The sequence below is a fragment of the Desulfurobacteriaceae bacterium genome (assembly GCA_039832905.1).
Taxonomy (GTDB): Bacteria; Aquificota; Aquificia; order Desulfurobacteriales; family Desulfurobacteriaceae; genus Desulfurobacterium.
In genome coordinates, this window is the sequence record JBDOLX010000071.1 from 3485 (window position 1) to 22195 (window position 18711).

The 18711-nt window shown below is 34.1% G+C and carries 18 protein-coding genes and 1 tRNA gene; 5 read left to right on the plus strand and 14 right to left on the minus strand.

Going from position 1 to position 18711, the window contains the following annotated elements; genetic code table 11:
* Both ABGX27_05245 and ABGX27_05250 read left to right on the plus strand, forming a co-directional pair.
* The coding region (locus tag ABGX27_05245; GenBank protein MEO2068899.1) for an HslU--HslV peptidase ATPase subunit at window positions 1-286 on the plus strand (286 nt) is incomplete at its 5' end.
* Window positions 287-296: 10 nt separating this feature from the next.
* On the plus strand, window positions 297-1328 hold the full coding sequence (locus ABGX27_05250; protein ID MEO2068900.1) for a Xaa-Pro peptidase family protein: 1032 nt from the start codon (window positions 297-299) through the stop codon (window positions 1326-1328).
* Between the two features lie 2 nt (window positions 1329-1330).
* Here the strand turns inward: ABGX27_05250 and ABGX27_05255 are convergent, their stop codons facing one another.
* The 8 genes from ABGX27_05255 to proC form a co-directional block, all read right to left on the minus strand.
* A complete protein-coding gene (locus ABGX27_05255) occupies window positions 1331-1774 on the minus strand; it encodes a hypothetical protein (protein MEO2068901.1) in 444 nt (147 codons plus the stop codon).
* Window positions 1771-2058, minus strand: a complete 288-nt coding sequence (locus ABGX27_05260; protein MEO2068902.1) for a nucleotidyltransferase domain-containing protein — start codon at window positions 2056-2058, stop codon at window positions 1771-1773. The genes ABGX27_05255 and ABGX27_05260 overlap by 4 nt, the downstream gene beginning before the upstream one ends.
* Window positions 2045-2704, minus strand: a complete 660-nt coding sequence (locus ABGX27_05265) for a histidinol phosphate phosphatase domain-containing protein (protein MEO2068903.1) — start codon at window positions 2702-2704, stop codon at window positions 2045-2047. The genes ABGX27_05260 and ABGX27_05265 overlap by 14 nt, the downstream gene beginning before the upstream one ends.
* A 9-nt stretch (window positions 2705-2713) precedes the next feature.
* A complete protein-coding gene (locus tag ABGX27_05270; protein MEO2068904.1) occupies window positions 2714-3082 on the minus strand; it encodes a prepilin-type N-terminal cleavage/methylation domain-containing protein in 369 nt (122 codons plus the stop codon).
* A gap of 76 nt (window positions 3083-3158) precedes the next feature.
* Window positions 3159-3512 carry a prepilin-type N-terminal cleavage/methylation domain-containing protein gene (locus ABGX27_05275; protein ID MEO2068905.1) on the minus strand — a complete coding sequence of 118 codons (354 nt, stop codon included), beginning with the start codon at window positions 3510-3512 and terminating at the stop codon, window positions 3159-3161.
* Window positions 3513-3646: 134 nt separating this feature from the next.
* Window positions 3647-4972 (minus strand): TolC family protein, encoded by a 1326-nt coding sequence (locus ABGX27_05280; protein MEO2068906.1) that lies wholly within the window; start codon window positions 4970-4972, stop codon window positions 3647-3649.
* Window positions 4973-5037: 65 nt separating this feature from the next.
* Window positions 5038-5781 (minus strand): UPF0280 family protein, encoded by a 744-nt coding sequence (locus tag ABGX27_05285; protein ID MEO2068907.1) that lies wholly within the window; start codon window positions 5779-5781, stop codon window positions 5038-5040.
* The gene (proC, locus tag ABGX27_05290) at window positions 5781-6575 is read right to left on the minus strand and encodes a pyrroline-5-carboxylate reductase (protein MEO2068908.1); all 795 of its coding nucleotides are present in this window, start codon (window positions 6573-6575) and stop codon (window positions 5781-5783) included. The genes ABGX27_05285 and proC overlap by 1 nt, the downstream gene beginning before the upstream one ends.
* Before the next feature lie 56 nt (window positions 6576-6631).
* On the opposite strand from proC, the gene ABGX27_05295 reads away from it, so the two are divergent.
* A tRNA-Leu gene (locus ABGX27_05295) sits at window positions 6632-6718 on the plus strand.
* A 346-nt stretch (window positions 6719-7064) separates the two neighbouring features.
* Window positions 7065-7958, plus strand: coding sequence for a hypothetical protein (locus ABGX27_05300; protein ID MEO2068909.1), 894 nt, complete (start codon window positions 7065-7067; stop codon window positions 7956-7958).
* Between the two features lie 180 nt (window positions 7959-8138).
* Here ABGX27_05300 and ABGX27_05305 read toward each other — a convergent pair whose 3' ends face one another.
* The 5 genes from ABGX27_05305 to ABGX27_05325 are packed head-to-tail and all read right to left on the minus strand — an operon-like array spanning window position 8139 to window position 15879.
* On the minus strand, window positions 8139-11147 hold the full coding sequence (locus ABGX27_05305) for a type I restriction endonuclease subunit R (GenBank protein MEO2068910.1): 3009 nt from the start codon (window positions 11145-11147) through the stop codon (window positions 8139-8141).
* Window positions 11148-11151: 4 nt separating this feature from the next.
* Complete coding sequence (locus tag ABGX27_05310) at window positions 11152-12399, minus strand: restriction endonuclease subunit S (GenBank protein ID MEO2068911.1); 1248 nt, start codon at window positions 12397-12399, stop codon at window positions 11152-11154.
* Window positions 12392-13987 carry a class I SAM-dependent DNA methyltransferase gene (locus ABGX27_05315; GenBank protein ID MEO2068912.1) on the minus strand — a complete coding sequence of 532 codons (1596 nt, stop codon included), beginning with the start codon at window positions 13985-13987 and terminating at the stop codon, window positions 12392-12394. Before ABGX27_05315 ends, ABGX27_05310 begins: the two co-directional genes overlap by 8 nt.
* 36 nt (window positions 13988-14023) lie before the next feature.
* A complete protein-coding gene (locus ABGX27_05320) occupies window positions 14024-15487 on the minus strand; it encodes a deaminase (GenBank protein ID MEO2068913.1) in 1464 nt (487 codons plus the stop codon).
* A 38-nt stretch (window positions 15488-15525) separates the two neighbouring features.
* A complete protein-coding gene (locus ABGX27_05325; GenBank protein MEO2068914.1) occupies window positions 15526-15879 on the minus strand; it encodes a hypothetical protein in 354 nt (117 codons plus the stop codon).
* Between the two features lie 538 nt (window positions 15880-16417).
* Between ABGX27_05325 and ABGX27_05330 the strand changes: the two genes are divergently transcribed.
* A complete protein-coding gene (locus ABGX27_05330; protein ID MEO2068915.1) occupies window positions 16418-17404 on the plus strand; it encodes a hypothetical protein in 987 nt (328 codons plus the stop codon).
* A 51-nt stretch (window positions 17405-17455) separates the two neighbouring features.
* Here ABGX27_05330 and ABGX27_05335 read toward each other — a convergent pair.
* Window positions 17456-18711, minus strand: a 1256-nt coding sequence (locus ABGX27_05335; protein ID MEO2068916.1) for a clostripain-related cysteine peptidase, incomplete at its 5' end; no start/stop codon positions are given.

Below are 18711 nucleotides of genomic sequence, written 5' to 3' on the forward strand. Positions count from 1 at the left end.
CGCACTTACCAAGCAGTACAAAGCTCTTCTTGAAACTGAAGGAGTAGAAATAGAATTTACTCCAGACGGCATAGAGGAAATTGCAAGAATAGCTGAAGAAGCCAATACAAAAGCTGAAAACATTGGTGCAAGAAGACTCCATACAGTAATGGAAAAACTTTTAGAAGATATTTCTTTCGATGCTCCTGAAATGAAAGGACAAAAAATCATCATAGATAGAGAATATGTAAGAGGAAAACTAGAAGGCATCATAGAAAGCGAAGACCTTACAAAGTACATCCTCTAAAGGAGAAAAGATGCACGAAAAAATTATTTCCAAGATAAGGTCTTTAGGCTGTGATGGATATGTTTCTTTTGATAGTGCAGAGAATTATTATCTAACCGGTTTTTCTTCCTCTTTTGGTGTTTCTGTTCTTTTTTCAAGTGGAGATTGTATATTTTTTACCGATGGACGATACTTTGAAAAAGCAAAAGAAGAACTAAAAAATTGGAACGTTAGACTTTTTAAAACGTGGAATGAATTTTTTAAAGACGAGAAAGTAAAGAGATTCCAAAAAGTTATAGTTGATCCTTCAAGATTAAAGCTTTCTACCTTTAGAAAGCTATCTTCCCATTTTGAGGTAGTAGAAGAAGAAGGTTTCTTAAATGAGTTCAGAGTTATTAAAACCCAAGAAGAAATCTCCTTAATAACACGTGCCATAAACATTGCTGAAATTTCTTTAAAAAGTGTTCTACACTTACTTAAACCAGGAATAACGGAAAAAGAATTTAGAAAAGAACTTCTTAATGCTTTCTTTAAGTTTGGAGGAGAAGGAGAGGCTTTTGAAATAATTGTTGCAAGCGGTAAAGGAAGCACGATACCACACTGGAAAACTTCAAATAAAGAAATAAAGGACGGAGATGTGGTAATTATTGACTTTGGAACTGTTTACAGAGGTTATGTTTCAGATATTACAAGAACTTTTTTAATTGGAAATGTTCCTTATGAAATAAAAAGAATTTATGAAGTTGTTAAAGAAGCTCAAGAAATTGGAATTAAAGCCTTGAAAGCGGGAAAAGCTTGTAAAGAGGTTGACCTTATAGTCAGAAACTATATAGAAGAGAGAGGATATGGCGAGTATTTTGTCCATTCTACAGGCCACGGAATAGGAGTAGAAGTTCACGAAGCCCCAATCCTTTCAAAAAGATCAGTAGAAGTTTTAAAAGAAGGAATGGTTGTAACTGTTGAACCGGGAATTTACATCCCAGAACTAGGAGGAGTAAGAATAGAAGATAATTGTTTAATTACTGAGGACGGGTGTTTTGTATTAAGTGATTTGGAGAAGTAATATTAGAGGTAGTCTTTTAGAAATCGTTTTATTTTTTCAGAAATTTCAAAAACCTTAGGTGTTTGATTAAGAACTTCTTCAAATATTTCTTCTACCTTTTCAAAAACGTACTCGTGGGCTATGAGATTTCTAACATCTCTTAAAACTAACAACTCGTCTGCACTTTTGACTATCTCCAACTTTTCAAGGTAGTTTGCTACATCTATTAATGTTTTCTTTTCTTCTCTCAAAAACTTTAAAAAAGACCTTATTACTCTTGAAGTTAAAATATCGACACTTCTTGCAAATCTTGAAGTTAAAGCTTCAAACTCTACAAGTTCCTGAGATTCATAACTTTCCTTTATGCCTATCTTTTTACATCTTTCATAAGACTCTGAAAGATAAGAAAGACTTTTTTCTAACATTTCTAAATTTTCTAAAAGCAATTCTTTCTTTTCATCTTTCAAAGCTTTACTCCTTCTTTCAAAGCAAATTCTTTGAAAGTTGATTTTTCATCTCTTGAAAAAGAGATAATATCAATCTTTTGTTCTCCGAAACGTTTGAAAAAGGCAACTCTTATTTTAACTTTCTCCATTAAGGAGAGTTTCCTTTCTCCAATAACTAAGATATCTATATCCCCTCCTCTCTTGTCTTTATAAACTCTTGAACCAAAGAGATATATTTCTGCATCCGGTAAAAACTTCTTTATCTCTTTTTTTAAAAATTCTGCAACCTCCTTACTTAAACGCATCTACTTTACTCTTAACAAGTTCTTCACTGTTTTTAAAACACCCTTCAACTTCTTGTAAAGTTAATCCTGCTCCTATTCCAACTTTTATTGCAAAACTTTTGGGTATAAGATCACTTGGAGAATGGGCATCTGTGTTAATGACAAGCTTTGCTCCAAACTTTTTAGCAAGCTTTGCCACGTGTCCGTTTGTAATGTTGTGTCCCTTTCTTGCTGTTATCTCTAGATAAACACCAAATTCTTTTGCAAGTTCTACCTCTTCTTCCGTAATTATTCCAGGATGTGCCAAAATGTCAGCTTTACCTTCTATTGCTGCCTTGTTTGTTCCTGGTGCTACAGGTTCAACAATAGTTTCTCCGTGGACAACAACTATCTTTGCTCCTGCCTCTCTTGATTTTTGAATAAGTTCGGGAATTTTAACCGGTGGAACGTGGGTAATTTCCACTCCCGGAATCACTAAAACTTTCGTATATTTTGTTAAAATCTCAACAGTTTCGTAAAGTCTTTCAAGAACAAATCTATAGTTTGAATAATCTACATGATCCGTAATCGCCAATATTCTATAGCCTATACTTTCAGCTCTTCTTACAAGTTCACTCGGAATAAGTTCACCATCGCTAAAAATCGTATGGGTATGAAGGTCTATCATTTTCACTCCCTAATCAAGAGGATAGCAATCTATCCTTCCGTTAACATCTCCATATTCGGTTTTTATCTCACACTTTATCTTTTCTCCTCTAACAGTAAAAATACAATATGACTCGTCTATCTTTACTTGTCCACTATTTTCGTCAACCACTAAGGTGCAAGTATCATTTGACTCATAAACTCTACAATCTTTTTTGGTTGTTCCATTATCTGCAAACTGTGCCATTAATTCTCCAACACAAGAAGTTAGATCTCCTTGTACTCTTGAAACGACAGCATTTTTTCTATATTTTACATAGTTAGGAACAGCTATTGAGACTAAGATAGCTAAAATAGCAATAGAAATAAGAAGCTCAACTAAAGTGAATCCCTTTTTCATTAAAAGGACTCCCTCCCTTTTTGGTTAAAAAAAGAAAAAATTAAAAGGGGCGGTAAGCCCCTTTAACAAATTAGTATTAAGAAGATGGTTCACATGTGATTACATTAGCAGCTGTATCAGCGGTACATGTTACTTTATGACCTTTGATTGTTAAAGAAGTTGGCTTGATAGAGTCAAGGTTTCCTTCATCTGTAAGGTTAACAGTAATGGTTTTAGTATCATCCGCTTTTACACTGCAACTATAACTTTTTGTTCCATTGTCAGCAAAAGCTGCTTGTGCAGCTGCTAAACAAGCAGAGTAAGCTGCTTGTGCGTTAGAAGCTGCCGCTTTTCTTACGTAGTTTGTGTACTGTGGTACAGCGATTGCTGCTAAGATCGCAATGATCGCGATAACGATTAGTAGTTCTACGAGCGTGAACGCCTTCCTCATCTTAAAACCTCCCTGAAGTTTTTTTGTTTCTCATTTTTTATTAAAGCAAATTTTGTGCCAAATGTATAGATGATCTCTCTACTGCTTTCGTCTTCTTACTGACAATTTTCGTCAAAATTTAATGACAAATTTTGTTAATTCTCAAGCTTAGTGTATTTATTAGAAATCACTCCTTCTTTAAAGAAAAGTTCTGCTACTGCTTGATTGTAAGAAGACAAAGCATTAACAAGACCTGCCCTTGCTTTATTTAATGCTGTTTGGGTATCAAGGAGTTCTGTAATTGTTGAAAGTCCAGCTTTGTATCTTTTTTCAACAATCCTTAAAGATTCCTTAGCAGATTTAAGAGAAATTTTTGCAAGTTCCACTCTTTTCTTAGCTTCCTGAACTTTATAGTACGCTCTTGCAACCTCAAACTCTATTCCTTTCTTTGCCCTTTCCATATATTCTTTAATCTTTAACTCAGAAGTCTTAGCTTTTCTAAGTTTTTCAAACTTTACTCCACCATCAAAAAGATTTATTGAAGCCTTCAGTCCTATAGTCCAAGCAGTATTGTCTTCCGCAATAGGGCTGTTATCACTTGCTAGGAAGTACTCTCCAAACAGAACAAATTGTGGCATAAAATCGGATTTTGCTAAGTCTTTTAAATCCTTAGTTTGCGAAAGTCTTAGCTTTAGTTCTTTGAGTTCGGATCTATTTTCAATGGCAACTTTTATAGCTTCATTCAAGTCAACGTTAAATTCCTTGAAGTTAAGATTTCCATCAACATCTACAGGTTCATTTCCAGAAAGTCCAATTGCTAAAGCTAAAGCCCTCTTAGCAATTTCATAGTTACTTTCTGCTTTCACAAGATTTTCTTTTACGCTCTCAAGGTAAACTTTTGCCCTTAGAACATCAGACTTTACGGCAAAGCCAGCTTTATAAGCTACTTTAGCGTCTTCAAGGTGTCTTTCTGCATCTTTTACCGCAAGGCTTGCAGTTTCAAGATAAGCTTTAGCAGTTAAAACGTTAAAGTAAGCTCTGACAACATCAAATACTACTTTTTCTTTTTCTTTAGAAAGTTGTTCTTTAGTTGCTTTCACTTCCTTTTTACTTAAAGAAACTGCCGTTCTTAACTTTCCACCAAGCCATAAAGGAACAGTTGCTTTAATGCCGGTCTTAAACAACTGAGAAGTTCCGGGATCGTTAAAGTCGGTAGTCGCTGGGTTTAATTTTTGTGCTTCTATTTTATTCATTAGCGAAACCATAGGATCGTTGGATTTGTTAAATTCTGAGTAAAGTTCCAGAGTTGGCCAAAGCCTTTTCTTTGCTATCTTAAGATCGTGTTCTTTTTCTTTCAGTTCAAATTTTTTAGCTAGGAGTTGATTATTCTTTGAAAGCGCAGTTTTTACAGCTTCACTAAGGGTCATTCCGTAAGTTTCAGCAGTCAACAGTAAAGTTAAAGCAACAAGTTTTAACTTCATCACTCAACCCCTTTGAAATTTAATTCAAATATTGCAATTAATTTATATTACACTCATACGGAGTGTCAAGAAACCTTAACAAGTCTAACTTCTCCAAAAATTACAAACTTTCCGTTCAAAAATCCTAATGCACCATAAATGTCTGTTATTTTCTTACATCTTTCTATAAAGTCTTCTTCGTCTTGACTATTTCCCAGGAAAGTAGCACAGCAGTCTGCTAAAATTGGACACTTTGCTATCGTTGTAGCTAAATGGGTTCTACCAAGACTTAAAGAGTGTCCAATCTTACTTGATGAACTACAAATACCAAAACTTCCTTTTGGAACTACTATTGCAAGTTTTCCATCAAGTTTAGGATCTCCAAATATTAAAGAGGAGACAATTTCAGAACTTGAGGAAAAATAAACATCTCCTCCGTTTTCTATTATGAACTCCGATATTCCAAACTCCTTTAACTTTTCTCCTAAAAATTTATTAATAGCTCCTGCTACTCCTGCCATTGGACCGACAAAAGCTTTCTTTGAAGCTAAAGCCATTTCTTTAACTATTTTTGGTGCTACTATATCAACCTCTATAGGAGTTAAAGATGTAAAAAATCTTTCGTGGTTTTGTCCGTAAAGGAATATTTGGGTTCTTAAAGAAACAAGATAGTCTATTAGTAAAGGCTTAATTTCTTTAATTAAAGACTTAAAGTTTTTTGGAATGGAAATCCAAACGTCACTTTCTCCTACAATTAACTCAAAAGATGTAAAACCCTCCTTTTTTATCCTTTCTCTATAAAATCTTTTTTCAGGTTTTGGTCTTTTCATTACATCTTCTCTACAAGACTTGAAATTTCACAGGAACGTTCAAAAGCTTTTTCTAAAGCCTTTATGAAAGCATAGCGAGCTCTATTTTCTTCTAAGGCATAAAGTCCAGCAATCGTTGTTCCAGCAGGAGAAGTCACTTTATCTTTCAAGACTTCAGGATGTTCTCCACTTTTTACCATTTCACAAGAACCTATGATAGTTTCAAGGGCAAGCTTCAAAGCAAGTTCCCGTGGTAACCCTATCTTTACTCCACCATCTGCTAAAGCTTCTATAACTAGGAAAATGAAAGCAGGCCCACTTCCTGAAAGTGCTGTTATTCCGTCAAAGAGTTTTTCTTCCGCTTCTACCACTTCTCCACAAGAAGAAAGCAGATCTTTAACCTTCTCAAGATCGTCTTCTTTTACATTTTTATTATTGCAAATAGCAGTAATTCCTTTCTTTATCTTTACTAAAATGTTTGGCATTATTCTAATAATCCTTTTATCACTTCCCAAAATTTCTTCCATTTTCCTTATTGGATAACCTGCTGCCATAGAAACAACTACTTGAGAATCTTTTAAAACTGGTGCTATTTCTTTTAGAACGGAAGTTAAAACTTGTGGTTTAACTGCAAGGAAAATTATTTCGCAAGTTTTAACAACTTCTAAGTTGTCCTTAGTCGTCTCTACTCTGTAGTTATCTTTTAAGAATTTCAACCTTTCTTCGTTAATATCTGAAACAATTATTGAAGGAACATTAAAAGCTGCCATAAAACTCTCTGCCATGTTTCCGCCACCAATAAAACCTATCTTCATAGTTTTCTCCTTGAGAAGTTTTTAGTTTTAGCCTATATTATAATCTCACAAGACTTGCCCGGGTGGCGGAACTGGCAGACGCGAGGGACTCAAAATCCCTTGGGCGTAAGCCCGTGCGGGTTCGATTCCCGCCCCGGGCACCAAACAAACCTTTTCTTTCACAATAGCTTATCAAACTTTAACGCGACATTCCTTTCTGCTGTCTTAAAGCTAATTCTACCTTCTCTCAGACGCATTTTTTGCGAACAATTTGCAAACAGTTGTAAACAACCTTCGAACAAAAAATCTTTAGTCATTTCCTATCATTGTATCCCTGATTCGCTTAAATCCCAGTTAGAAACTTTTTTCTATAAATTTCAAAATCTTGTTTTGCTATATCTTACTTTATTAAAGCAAACAAAGTAGTATAATGTATTGTTAAATAAAACAAAACAGTTAACTACTTAACTTAACAGTACTGAAATAAGCAGAACTAAATAGGAGGAAGCTATGAAAATTAACATAGATCATTTGATAGAAATGGGAGAGGTAAAAGTTCCCTATGAACTTTTGATGAGAAGACAGAGATTAGCTATACAAGATGCAATAGAGGAAGGAATACTTGATAGAATTGAAAAACTCTTTGGAAAAAGAGTAAAAGAAGAAGTAGAAGAATGGTGGTATGGACTTAGAAATAAATATCATTATCCGATACCAAGAATTTTAGGAGAGACATTTAGCTATGTATTAGCAGTACAGTTAGTAAACGTCTTTCTAAGATATCTATTGGACAGATATCTTAAAGAAAAAGAGAAAAAAACAAAGTTTGTGGAGAAGATGGAAGAGCTTGGAATAATTCATCTTCTTCTAAGAGAACCTGTATGGGAAAGAAAAGATGGAAGCTTAATACAAAGAACTATGTCCTATGAATTTCTACCCTATCGTTTAAGAAAAGAAGGGATTAAGTTTGTAGTTCTTGCTTTGAGAGCTTTGCTTGAAACTCCTCTGTTTCTTGGAGAAAAGAATTTAGAGCTTTTTAAAGAGTATCTTGACAAATGGTTAAAGAAAAGTGCTTTCTTTGGAGGAGAAAAACTACTTAAAGAAACAAAGGACTTCCTAGTTGAGATAGCAAAGAATGATTTTTCTAAATGGTTTAAGGAAAAATTTAAACCGTTTGTTGATTCTCAAGGTATATGCTGGTTAGGTAATAGGAGAAAAGAAACAATCCTTAACGCAAGAGCTACACGAGCTAAGTGGGTAACTCCCAAAATAGCAGAAGTTCTTAAGTTAACCCAAACTGAGGACGAACTCTTTCCAAATCTTAAAGAGTATATAGAAAAACATTATGACCCTGACTTTTTTAAGAAAGCGGAAGAAAGTGCTTTAGGAAAAAGCTATCTTTAGTAAAGTTTTATTCCGCAACTTCTGTTCTAATTCTTCATTGAATACTTAAATACTTCGTTGAAAGAAGTACAGAGAAATATTCTTATCTACAAAAGTAACTACTCTTGTAAGCATAATATCAAACAAGTGTGAATACTTTGAACAGACAACATTCCCTTCCTCTAAAAACTTCTTTATCTTTTAAGCAACCAACGGATAATCTTTGTAAATCTCCTCTACTTGTTTAAAGATAAGCTCAATAATCCTGCTATCCCGTTTGAATTTATGTTTTCTTAGGATTCTCTTTATTATGCTCCTTACTTTTGCTTTAGATTGTTCGCTTCTATGCCAATCTACAGTAAGCTCTGATTTTATCCTTTCTGTTAGTTCTTTAACAATTTTGATGACTTTCTCGTCATACTTACAGTCTGAAGATGAAATTAAAATATCATAGAAAGCTTCCTCTTCTTCTGTTAGCCCAAGCTTTTCTCTGCAACTTTGAATGTTCTTTAACTCTTCAGCTAAAGTTCTAAGCTGACAAATAACATCTTCAAAGGTTAGTATTCTATTATTGTATTGCTGTATAAGTTTTTCTATTCTCTCTTGGAAAGATTTTCTCTTAACCCTGTTCTTTCTTAATCTAACTTTTATTTCATCTTCTAATAGTTTTTCAAAGACTTTAACTCTAGTGTTTTCACTGGAAATTCTATCAAGATATTTCAGGAAGTCAGGATCAAATATGGATATTTCTTCATCAGATTTATCTATTCCGAAAATATTTTTAACTTTTGAAGCTTTTATAGCTCTATCTACTAAGTTTTTAATCGCTTCTTCTACCTTCTCGGAGACATCAACTACTCTACTGGAAGTGTATCTTCTTAACATTCTTGCAACGTTTTGGAAGAATTCTACATCATCTCTAATCTCTATAGCTTCTTTTGTTGTGCTTACAAGAGCATAAGCTTTAGTTAGTGCTGAAACCTGTTTTAGGAACTCTCTTAATTCTTCTTGATTCCGTGTCAGTTTATCGTAGCTTTCAGAAAAGAGTCTTGCTTGTTCTACATTGCTTTTTGACTTCCAGTCTTTATAGTTAATTCCTTTTAGGTAGGAACGAACAATATCGTATTTTTCAAGCATTAACTTTATTGCTTCATCTATAGGGATAATTGATTCTTCAATTACATCTCTTGTGTAAACTGAAAGAGATTTTCTTAAGTCATCTGTAATTCCTATGTAATCTACTATTAATCCCCCTTCTTTTCCTGGGTAAACTCTGTTTACTCTTGCTATAGCTTGAAGTAGTGTATGATTTTTCATCGGTTTATCTATGTACATCGTAGAAACGACAGGAGCGTCAAAACCGGTTAACCACATATCAACAACAATGACTATCTTTAGTGGATCTTTTGGGTCTTTAAATCTTTCTGCTAATTCTTTAAGCTCCTGCTTACTTCTTATGTGCTCCCAAAATTCCTGTGGGTCATGACTTTTACTTCCAGACATTACAACTGCTATTTCAGGACAACCTTTTTGTTGTTTCATGTAGTTATACATCTCAACTGCAGCTGCTCTGCTTATACAAACGACCATTGCTTTTGTATCAAGTTCTAATGAGTTAAAGTGATTAACAATGTCTTCTGCTATCTTCTTCATCCTGTCGGGATTTCTAACAAGTATTTCAAGAGTTGAAAACTTCTTCTTCAGCTTCTCTTTTTGAGTTTCCTCTATTTCTCTTGTAATGTCCTCAAACTCAAGGTCTAAGAAATACTCTGAAAGGTGAAGTTCAGAAAACCTTGATTCATAGAATATTGGAACTACAGCTCCATCTTCTGTTGCTTGTTTCATTGTGTATATTCCAGCATAATCCCCAAAAGTTGTAGTAGTGGATCTATCGTCAGTTTCTATTGGAGTTCCTGTAAAACCAATAAACATCGCATTAGGTAAAGCTCTTCTTACATTCTGAGCAAGGGTCTTATACTGTGAACGGTGAGCTTCATCTGCTATTACAATGACATTTTCTCTTTCTGATATAACTGGAAACTCTTTACCTTCTGCTTTCTCCTCATCGGTTAGCTGGAACTTTTGAATGGTCGTAAAAACAATCCCACCCGAGTTTTTGCTTAACTTCTCTCTGAGGTCTTTTACGCTTTCTACTACTTCTACGTAATCTTTAAGTTCTGTTTTTAGAAAGGTTTTTGATAGTTGGTCGTCAAGGTCTGTTCTATCTGTTAACATTACTACGGTTGGATTTTTCAACTCTTCTAACTTTATAGCTTTTCTTACATAGAAAACCATTGATAGAGACTTTCCAGAACCTTGGGTATGCCAGAAAGTACCTATTCTTTTATCATGTGAATTCAAAGCTTTTAAAGTGTTCGCAATTGCTTTTCTTACATCGTAAAATTGGTGGTACATAGCTATTTTCTTTATTACAGTCTTTTTATCTACTTCAAAGACAACAAAGTCCTTTATATACTCTAAAATCCTGTTCCTGTTAAAAAGACCTTTTATGAGAACTTCCAAGGATGGAATCTTTCCTTCTTCGTAATCGTATTTATCTTCTATACCTCTCCATTTAAAAAACCTATCGTAAGGAACTGTTAAGCTACCAGCTTTTGTTTCAACTAAGTTGCTTATTACTAAAACTTCGTTGTAGTAGAAAATTTGAGGAGAAAGTTCCTTATAGTTTTGTATCTGAGTGTATGCATTTTTTATTGACCTTGACGCACTTTTAAGCTCAAACAGTGCAATTGGTAGTCCATTTATAAAAAGGACGATGTCAAATCTAACACCATCTTTGTTCTCTTCTTTAACTACAAATTGATTAACAGCTAAAAAAGAATTGTTCTCTGGATTTTCAAAGTCTATTAGTTTTACGATGTCTGATTTTAAATTTCCTCTACTGTCTCTATATTCAATACTTACACCATTTACCAAAAGTCTATGGAAGTGAAGGTTGGTATGTGCTAAGTCTGGATAAACTATCGTAAATAGCTTTTTATAGACTTCTTCTAACGCTTCTTCTGGAACATGAGGATTAATCTTTTTTAGACTCTCTAAAAACCTTCTTTTGAGTATAACGTCAGAAAGAGAATCTCTTTCTCCTTCTTCCGGTATAAGCTCGCTACCATGCAGATATTCCCATCCCTCTTCCTTTAACCACTCCAAAGCTGGTTGTTCAACAAGATTGTTTTCACTTAAAACACTCATCTTTCTACACCTTAACTCTAATTTCTCCTGTTATTAGTTTTGGTAGTAGAATATCTCTAAGTTGGGTTAGTGTTTGAATTTTTTTGTTGTTATTTAGTATTTTTAAAACAAAATCTTTCATTATTAAATTAAGTTTAGTAGATAAATAACTTTCCAATGGTAGAGCAACTTTTAAATTGAGGACATACTTTTTATCTACATGAGGAATAGCTGAACCTGTTGTATGACTTTTGATCTTTTCTTCATAATGTAATAGATAAAAGTATAGTAAATCTTTTCCAACTATTTCATTTATGATATTTATTTTTGCTATCGTTGAAGAAACTATACCTTTTTTACCTATGAAAATTTTTCCAGAACTTGCTCCATCCATAACCATTAGGATATCTTCATCACTGCTAACTATTACGTTTTCAGGTAGAGCATACTGAACATTATTCGTATTACCACTTAGATATTCAATCGACAGGTAAGGTAAAAGTCCTTCTCTATATCTATTTTCTAAAGCTTTAGGTTTTTTTCCTTTTACAAAAGAAAAAATTTCCTTAAATCTAAAAATTTTCCACCCCTTCGGAATCTTCCCAAGTTCACTATCTACAAACTCACCCCCACTTGATTTATAAGGTTTTCCTTCCTCATTTGGAAATTCAAAGTCTATAAGCCATCTTTTAAAGATAGTTTTTGCTATTTCCTCAAGGGTTTTGTTCTGTTCCATTAAATTTTCTATCTGGTCGTCTATACTTCCAAGTATTTCTGCGATTTTTTGTTGTTCGGGAAGGGGAGGAATAGGAAGTTCTATGTTCTCAAATGTTGTCTTATTAATAATTCCCTTAGCAGCGCCTCCTGTGAATTTTAAATGTATATTTTTCTGATAATATCTCAACAAGTAGAAGATGAAGAAGGGATTATGTTCATCGTTAACTATAATAGAATTTATTTGCTGATTAGTAAATGAAGGTTCTTTTGTCATACACATTTTACCTATGGTTGAGCCAATAGAGACAAAACAAATAGACTTTTCAGGTAATAGTAAATTCTTCGCCCTCTCTACCCAATCATGACTAACTTTCCTTTCAACAGTATAGTTGAAACGAATATCAAAACCTTTAATATCTGACGGTGTTATAAAAGGAATAGAACCATCCCAATATTCAGAAATTTTCGTTGGAGGAGTCTTTCCCGTAATAACCTTACCAATTTCCTTTATTTTCTTAACTTTCCATCCTTCAGGAACTTTTATCTCCTCATTCAACTTTAAACCCCAACTTTGCTAAGTTTTGTTTAATCTTCTCCTCAAGTTCTCTTGACTTTCTAAACTGCTCTGCTAACTGCTTTGTCAATCTTTCCATTTTTTCTTCAAACGGTTCACTGTCTTCTTCTATATCTTTAACTCCTACATAGCGTCCCGGTGTTAAGATGTAGTCATTTTCCCTTATTTCATCAATAGTAGCTACTTTGCAGAAACCTTTTATGTCTTTATACTCTGGATAACCTTTTTCTCCCCTATAGCTTCTGTATGTGGAAGCTATCTTTTGAATGTGTTCATCTGTAAGTTCATTTAAGTTTCTTGAGACAGCTTTATAAAGTTCTCTTGCATCTATGAATAAAACTTCTCCTTTGCGATTTCTGAATCTTGGGTCTGCTTTATCTTTAGCTAATATCCAAATACAAGCAGGAATCTGTGTTGTGTAAAAAAGTTTATTTGGAAGCGCTATTATACAGTCAACAAGGTCATCTTCTATGATAGCTTTTCTTATCTCTCCTTCTTTTCCACCAGCAGAAAGCGAACCGTTAGCCATGATAGTTGCACATATACCTTTATCAGCTAAATGATAGATAAAGTGTTGAATCCATAAAAAGTTAGCATTTCCACTCTTTGGTTTGTTAGGGTCTCTCGGAACCATTCCATACTTAAATCTTACATCTCCTTCTAACTCTGAAGAGTTGTAGTTGTTGTAGTTAAAAGGTGGATTTGTAATTATGTAATCTGCTTTTAAAGTTTTATGTAAGTCGTTAGATAATGTGTCTCCTTGTTTTATGTTGTCTATCGGTAAACCGTGAATAGCAAGGTTCATTTTGCATATTCTAACCGTAGCTGGGTTAAGTTCCTGTCCGTAAATACTGAGAGGTTTTCCTCTGTGCTCTTTTACAAATTTTGCACTTTGAACGAACATTCCACCACTTCCACACGCTGGGTCGTAAACTCTCCCTTCTAAAGGTTCTATTAGCTCTACCATTAGCTTAACAACGCACTGAGGAGTAAAGAATTCTCCTCCTTTCTGTCCAAGTTTTTGGGAAAACTGACGCATAAAGTAGCTGTAGATTGTTCCGAAAACGTCTCCTATGCTTTCGTCCTTGTTTTCTATGTGATCCTCATAGTTAATGTTGTTGAAGATATTTAAAAGCTGTCCAAGTTTCTCAGGTGGAATTTGAGACCTTACGTATTCTTTAGGAAGGACACCCTTTAAAGTTGGATTCTCTTTCTCTATAGCAATCATAGCTTCGTCTAAAAGCTTAGGTATTTCAGGTTGAGTAGCTTTTTCTATTAGATAACTCCATCTTGCTTTTTCGGGTATGTAGTAAACACCTACAGACCTGTATTCGTCTTTGTCGTTTAAAATTTCTTCCCTTTCCTCTTCTGTTTCACAGTAGAGCTCACTATTTGGATTCTTAGTTTCTTCTAAGAGCTCGTTTCTTCTTTTTTCAAAAGCATCTGATAGATATTTCAGAAAAACAATTCCTAAAACAATGTCCTTGTATTTCGCAGGATCAATAGCACCCCATAAAGCTGTCGCACTATTCCAAAGGTGATTTTCCAATTCTTTTAACTTTGCTACCATTCTTTACCTCGTGTTTTCTAAGCTTTAAGTTCCTGATTATAAGATTAGTTTTAACTCATCCCTTCTCGGTATAAAAGGAGCATACAGCTTGAAATAAGCTTGACCAATCGCTCCACTAAACATTTCAATCTTAGGTCTTGTTTTCTCCTTCCCAGAACAAAGCGTATGATCTTTAGAGATATCAGGATAATCATCTATATAAACAATTCTTTCTATAAAAAGTTGTCTTGACTTTTTAGCACAAAGCTGACACGGAGAGTCCGTAGAGTATAAAGTTCCACCTGCAACAGACATACCACCTACTTTTGCTGCTTGAAGGAAAGCGTTTTCTTCAGCGTGGAGAGCTCTTTCTCGTGTAGGATTTTTGAAGTTTTTAAAGTCATCTATAATTTTCTTTAATTCCTCTACTCCCTTCACTCCTAAGCTCATAGTTTCTATTCTCTTTTTTGCTTCCTTAATCTTTTCATTTACTTCCTTCTGATTTTGAATATCCTTGAAACAGAAAGGAAAGTTTTTATTCCACTTCTTTCTGTTGTATTCGAACTCATTTAATGCAAAATTCTTAAAATCTGAGGATAACTCATAATCGCTAAACACAAGATTTCCAGCTACTTCACTTGTATCTTCCAATTCTTCTAAGGTTCTATACAGACAAGGAATTTGCTTCTCTGGAACATCATTCCATCCAACTCCTCTAACATATCCATCTTTTCCTGTTACTACAGCTCCTACCTGCCTAGAAATACATCCAGAAGCATAACGAGCAGTAAAAGCTACCTGCATAAATATTTCGTCTTTTGTTGGAGTAACTAATCCAGGATTTAAAATTAAAGCAATGTACTTACCAAGCTGATAAGTTAATAAAGTAATTGATACATCATCATTATTAATAAAAACATCTCCTTTTCCTACACAAAAATTGATATTTTGTTCATAAAGTTCCTCTTTAGAACTTGGTACTTTATTTTCTATACCTTGAAGTTGTTTTATCTCTTCGTCACTCAGTAATATTTTTTCTTTTAGTCTTCTTCTCCTTACATTTTTACTAGCTAGAATAGAGAAAAGATAAAAATTGCTGTATCTATTCCGAAAGTACTCAATTTCAAAGGGATTTCTTAGAGCATCTATTACAAATCTTCCTTTTACAAATTTTCCATCTCTATACTCTGAAAGAATCTTTATACAACGTCTTACTAATTCTGCTAACCAAAAGACAGGTCCTATTTCAAAATCTATGACTTTATTTCCTAACCTTCTTAAGAATCTTCCTAATTCTTGTAGAGTTCTATTTCTGTAAAAGAAAAAGTTATCTTCCTCTTCTCTTTTTAAGCATTTACTCGAGGAAATAATTCCTTTCTTTAAAATTTCTTCCACAACAGATCTATTATATAATGTTTTATAATCTTCTATAGCCTTCACAAAAGCGTCAACCTTTGACTTGTTGTCATCATCCTCTAAAATAGTTTCTGACATTTCTATAAATTTTTTAAGATCTTCCAAAGTCTTTTCTCTCTCACTTTGATCTTCAATTTGTTTTTTCAGCTCTTCTTCAAAGAGAGAAAAAACATTGTTGTAAATATAGATGAACAAAGCTTCCAATATATAACCCGGAAAGATTCCCAAGCATTCATACCCTTATAAAATCTTATCAAACGCTTAGCTCTAAATATTTCTAAATGATCAAATGTTATTTTTCCACTTTTACATTCACTATCAATCCATTTAACGCAATCTACAGGATTATCGCAAAATAACCTTGGAAAATCTTCTCTTCCTAAAATTTCTGCTGTCTTTGAACATCCAGCTCCAAGAGCTCCAGTTAACCCTATAACAATAAAGTTTCCCCTGAGGTGATTATAGATGTTTTCCATCCTTTTTTCTGATGTTGACATCACAACCCTCCCTTCTTTCTTTTCTAAATTTTCTTCCAGCTATTATTTAGCTTTACTTAGCTTTACTTAGTATTACTTACTCTTATTTAACATTATATAACAAAACAAAACAAAGTAATTGTTAACTAAGTAAAAATAGATAACTCTAAATAATAGTTGAATATTAGTTTTTGCTTACAAATTAAATTACTTATCCTAAAAGAAAATTTCCAATCAATAATAGAATTTCTTTTTTCACCTTACCTTACTTAACAAAGTAAAACAAAACAACTCACTGTTGAATTAGGTAAGATAAATTCTTATTTTTGAGGATAAACAACAAAAAGTAGGAGAAAATGTCAAAAACTTCGTTGAAGGTATCACCGACCAACCAGTTAATACTACCTTAGACACAAGACAGATAGGTGAAGCTTATTTAAGCTTAGGATACGGACTAACAGGAAGGAAACCTGCTGAAATAGATAGTTCAGGTTTTATAAACTACAACTCCCTCGACTACTTCTACGCTGGAAGGAATTATAGAAACCTTGCTACTGGAATGACAGAATTGGGAATTAGTGATAGCAACTATACCTACTACAAAAACGCTGGAACGAATGTAAACACAGTAGCACGCAGGTTAGTGGGAGATACTACTTCTTATGCTAGCAAGCTTGCTACTACTTCTACAGATGATTACGATAGCAAAATTAAACAATTCAAAGAGCGTGCAGATCAGACTTTCTATGATATGTATATAAACCCGAATGGATTAAGGAAAGCAGTATTTAACAACAAAGTAGATACAAGAATAGAAGCTTTAAAAGGAGATATGACCGTTGTTTCTACTACCCAGCAAGCAGATACATCTTCATTAAAGTTTGTAGGATACTTCTTTGAAAACATAGCAGGAGATGGAAACATCCACATATACTTCAAAGATGGAAGTGGAAATGTAAGAGACTTAGGAGCTGTAACTTATATTAGGGGTAAAGGATACCTCTGGTATATGGCTAAAGTAGCTATAGGAGTTAAACCTTTAGGGACTTTTTATTCTCAATACCGTAAATTCTGTGCTTCCAAAGACCCTACTAAAGAGGATTTAGTAATAACAGGATACTGTAGTAGTTATAGTGCTATAGATGGTAGTTGTGAGCATATAACATGGTCAGCTCCTTCTTGTCCTGAAGGATATGTAGAAACGACATCTACCAAATCCTATAATGTAGAAGACAGAGGAGGAAGTGGAAGCTATATCATAAGCACTTCCATAACCACTCCATCTGGAAACATACTTCCTGTTAAGGTGTATCAAAGTTTATGGGGTGGTAGAGTTGAAGTTTGTGGTTATACTGTAGGAACACTTCCAGATCACGGAGACGATTATTCTGATACTCTTGTTTACTACGACCCAGTAGAAGGTGTATGGAAGGGAGGAGGAGCAGAAAGTAGGGTCAACTTTGGAGTTTCAGGTAAAAACTTATACTTTGACTGTAATGGACATAGCTATATGGTGCTAAGTGGAAAGATAATTGAAATCAACTAAGAGGGGGAACAATTTTTCCTTACTTCCCCCTCTTCCACTTCATTCACACCTTCACATCAAGTCTTTATCAACTAAGTTTCCTACATCATCACAAACTAATTCATTATTCCAATGAGTATCTTCAAAAGCTTTCCACATTTCTCCAAAAACTGTCTTCACAAAGTTGGTGTAGTTAGGAAGTGTAGAGTTATAGCTTTCTACAAAGTTTTGGAAATTACAAAGTTCAAGCTTAGGTGAAGATGCGTAAGCTGGGGATGTGTAAGGGTAGATAAGAGATAGTCCAGAACCTACCACATTCTCATTATATCCACCTTGCATATCAAGATTGAGATACCTTGTGTAAAGTTCATCATTCGCTTTCACTTGGTTGTAAACATTAAGGAAATTGAGGGAGTTTTGGACTGTGTTGTTGTCAAAGGAAGGAGAGAGATATTGAGGAGGATTATCAAATCCATTAAAAACCAAATATTCCACTGCTTGATCTGGTGTTGCACCTAATTCAAGCAATCTTGTAGCTAATCCTGTCCTTGTAATTAAGTAAAGCAAATCGTATCCTAACCTATTGTTTACACTTCCTCCATACTCAGAATGATAGTTAATTCCTTCTTTAACAGTCCAAGAAGTAGCATTATCTAATTCTACTGCTATTACATCAGAAGAAAAATCAAAACTTGAAAGTATATTTCCCCAAAATCCAATATTTTCTGCAAATGCACTAAGAGAAGAATTACTAGCAAAGCTATAAAATACCTCATACAACTGTCCATTTTCCACTTCATTTAAAGCAGTTTGATATAAGCTTCCAGCGAACTGTTCAAAAGCTTGTCTAAGACTTTCTAAAGCTGTTGTTTTAATAGCTGTTAGTCCTATATCTTGTGGATAAGCAAGAGGAACGTAAGGTGGATTAGCTTTCCAATACTCTATGTATCCATCCACTATGTTTTTAGCTATTGTCCAAGTGTCTAATCCTTGTTCATACCAAGTTGGAAGCTTTCCCCATACATCTCCCCAACCATCTCCAAGTTCGTATTCTGGTGAAGCTACTATTACGTTTGCATAGTCTTTTAGGAGTGTTAGTGTTGTAAACTCTCCCATTAAACATTCGTCAAAACCTATCACATCAAAAGGTTTTGTCCCGTTATCCGTTATGTTTTCCAATGCTTTTTTGAGCTCGTACATATATAGAAGGTCGTCGGAAGTTTCATCGTAAGCGGCTGATTTGAAAATTTTTTCCGTATTCCGAGCTTTCAGATTTCTCCAAGCATCTCCGTGGTTCCAAAGGATTAAAACTCTCTTTGAGGAGGGGT

Excerpts from the sequence above, each read along its gene's own strand:
- ABGX27_05250 (MEO2068900.1), top strand. The coding sequence starts at position 297 with ATGCACGAAAAAATTATTTCCAAGATAAGGTCTTTAGGCTGTGATGGA.
- ABGX27_05260 (MEO2068902.1), bottom strand. The coding sequence starts at position 2,058 with ATGCGTTTAAGTAAGGAGGTTGCAGAATTTTTAAAAAAAGAGATAAAG.
- ABGX27_05265 (MEO2068903.1), bottom strand. The coding sequence starts at position 2,704 with ATGATAGACCTTCATACCCATACGATTTTTAGCGATGGTGAACTTATT.
- ABGX27_05270 (MEO2068904.1), bottom strand. The coding sequence starts at position 3,082 with ATGAAAAAGGGATTCACTTTAGTTGAGCTTCTTATTTCTATTGCTATT.
- ABGX27_05275 (MEO2068905.1), bottom strand. The coding sequence starts at position 3,512 with ATGAGGAAGGCGTTCACGCTCGTAGAACTACTAATCGTTATCGCGATC.
- ABGX27_05280 (MEO2068906.1), bottom strand. The coding sequence starts at position 4,972 with ATGAAGTTAAAACTTGTTGCTTTAACTTTACTGTTGACTGCTGAAACT.
- ABGX27_05285 (MEO2068907.1), bottom strand. The coding sequence starts at position 5,781 with ATGAAAAGACCAAAACCTGAAAAAAGATTTTATAGAGAAAGGATAAAA.
- proC (MEO2068908.1), bottom strand. The coding sequence starts at position 6,575 with ATGAAGATAGGTTTTATTGGTGGCGGAAACATGGCAGAGAGTTTTATG.
- ABGX27_05300 (MEO2068909.1), top strand. The coding sequence starts at position 7,065 with ATGAAAATTAACATAGATCATTTGATAGAAATGGGAGAGGTAAAAGTT.
- ABGX27_05305 (MEO2068910.1), bottom strand. The coding sequence starts at position 11,147 with ATGAGTGTTTTAAGTGAAAACAATCTTGTTGAACAACCAGCTTTGGAG.
- ABGX27_05315 (MEO2068912.1), bottom strand. The coding sequence starts at position 13,987 with ATGGTAGCAAAGTTAAAAGAATTGGAAAATCACCTTTGGAATAGTGCG.
- ABGX27_05325 (MEO2068914.1), bottom strand. The coding sequence starts at position 15,879 with ATGTCAACATCAGAAAAAAGGATGGAAAACATCTATAATCACCTCAGG.
- ABGX27_05330 (MEO2068915.1), top strand. The coding sequence starts at position 16,418 with ATGACAGAATTGGGAATTAGTGATAGCAACTATACCTACTACAAAAAC.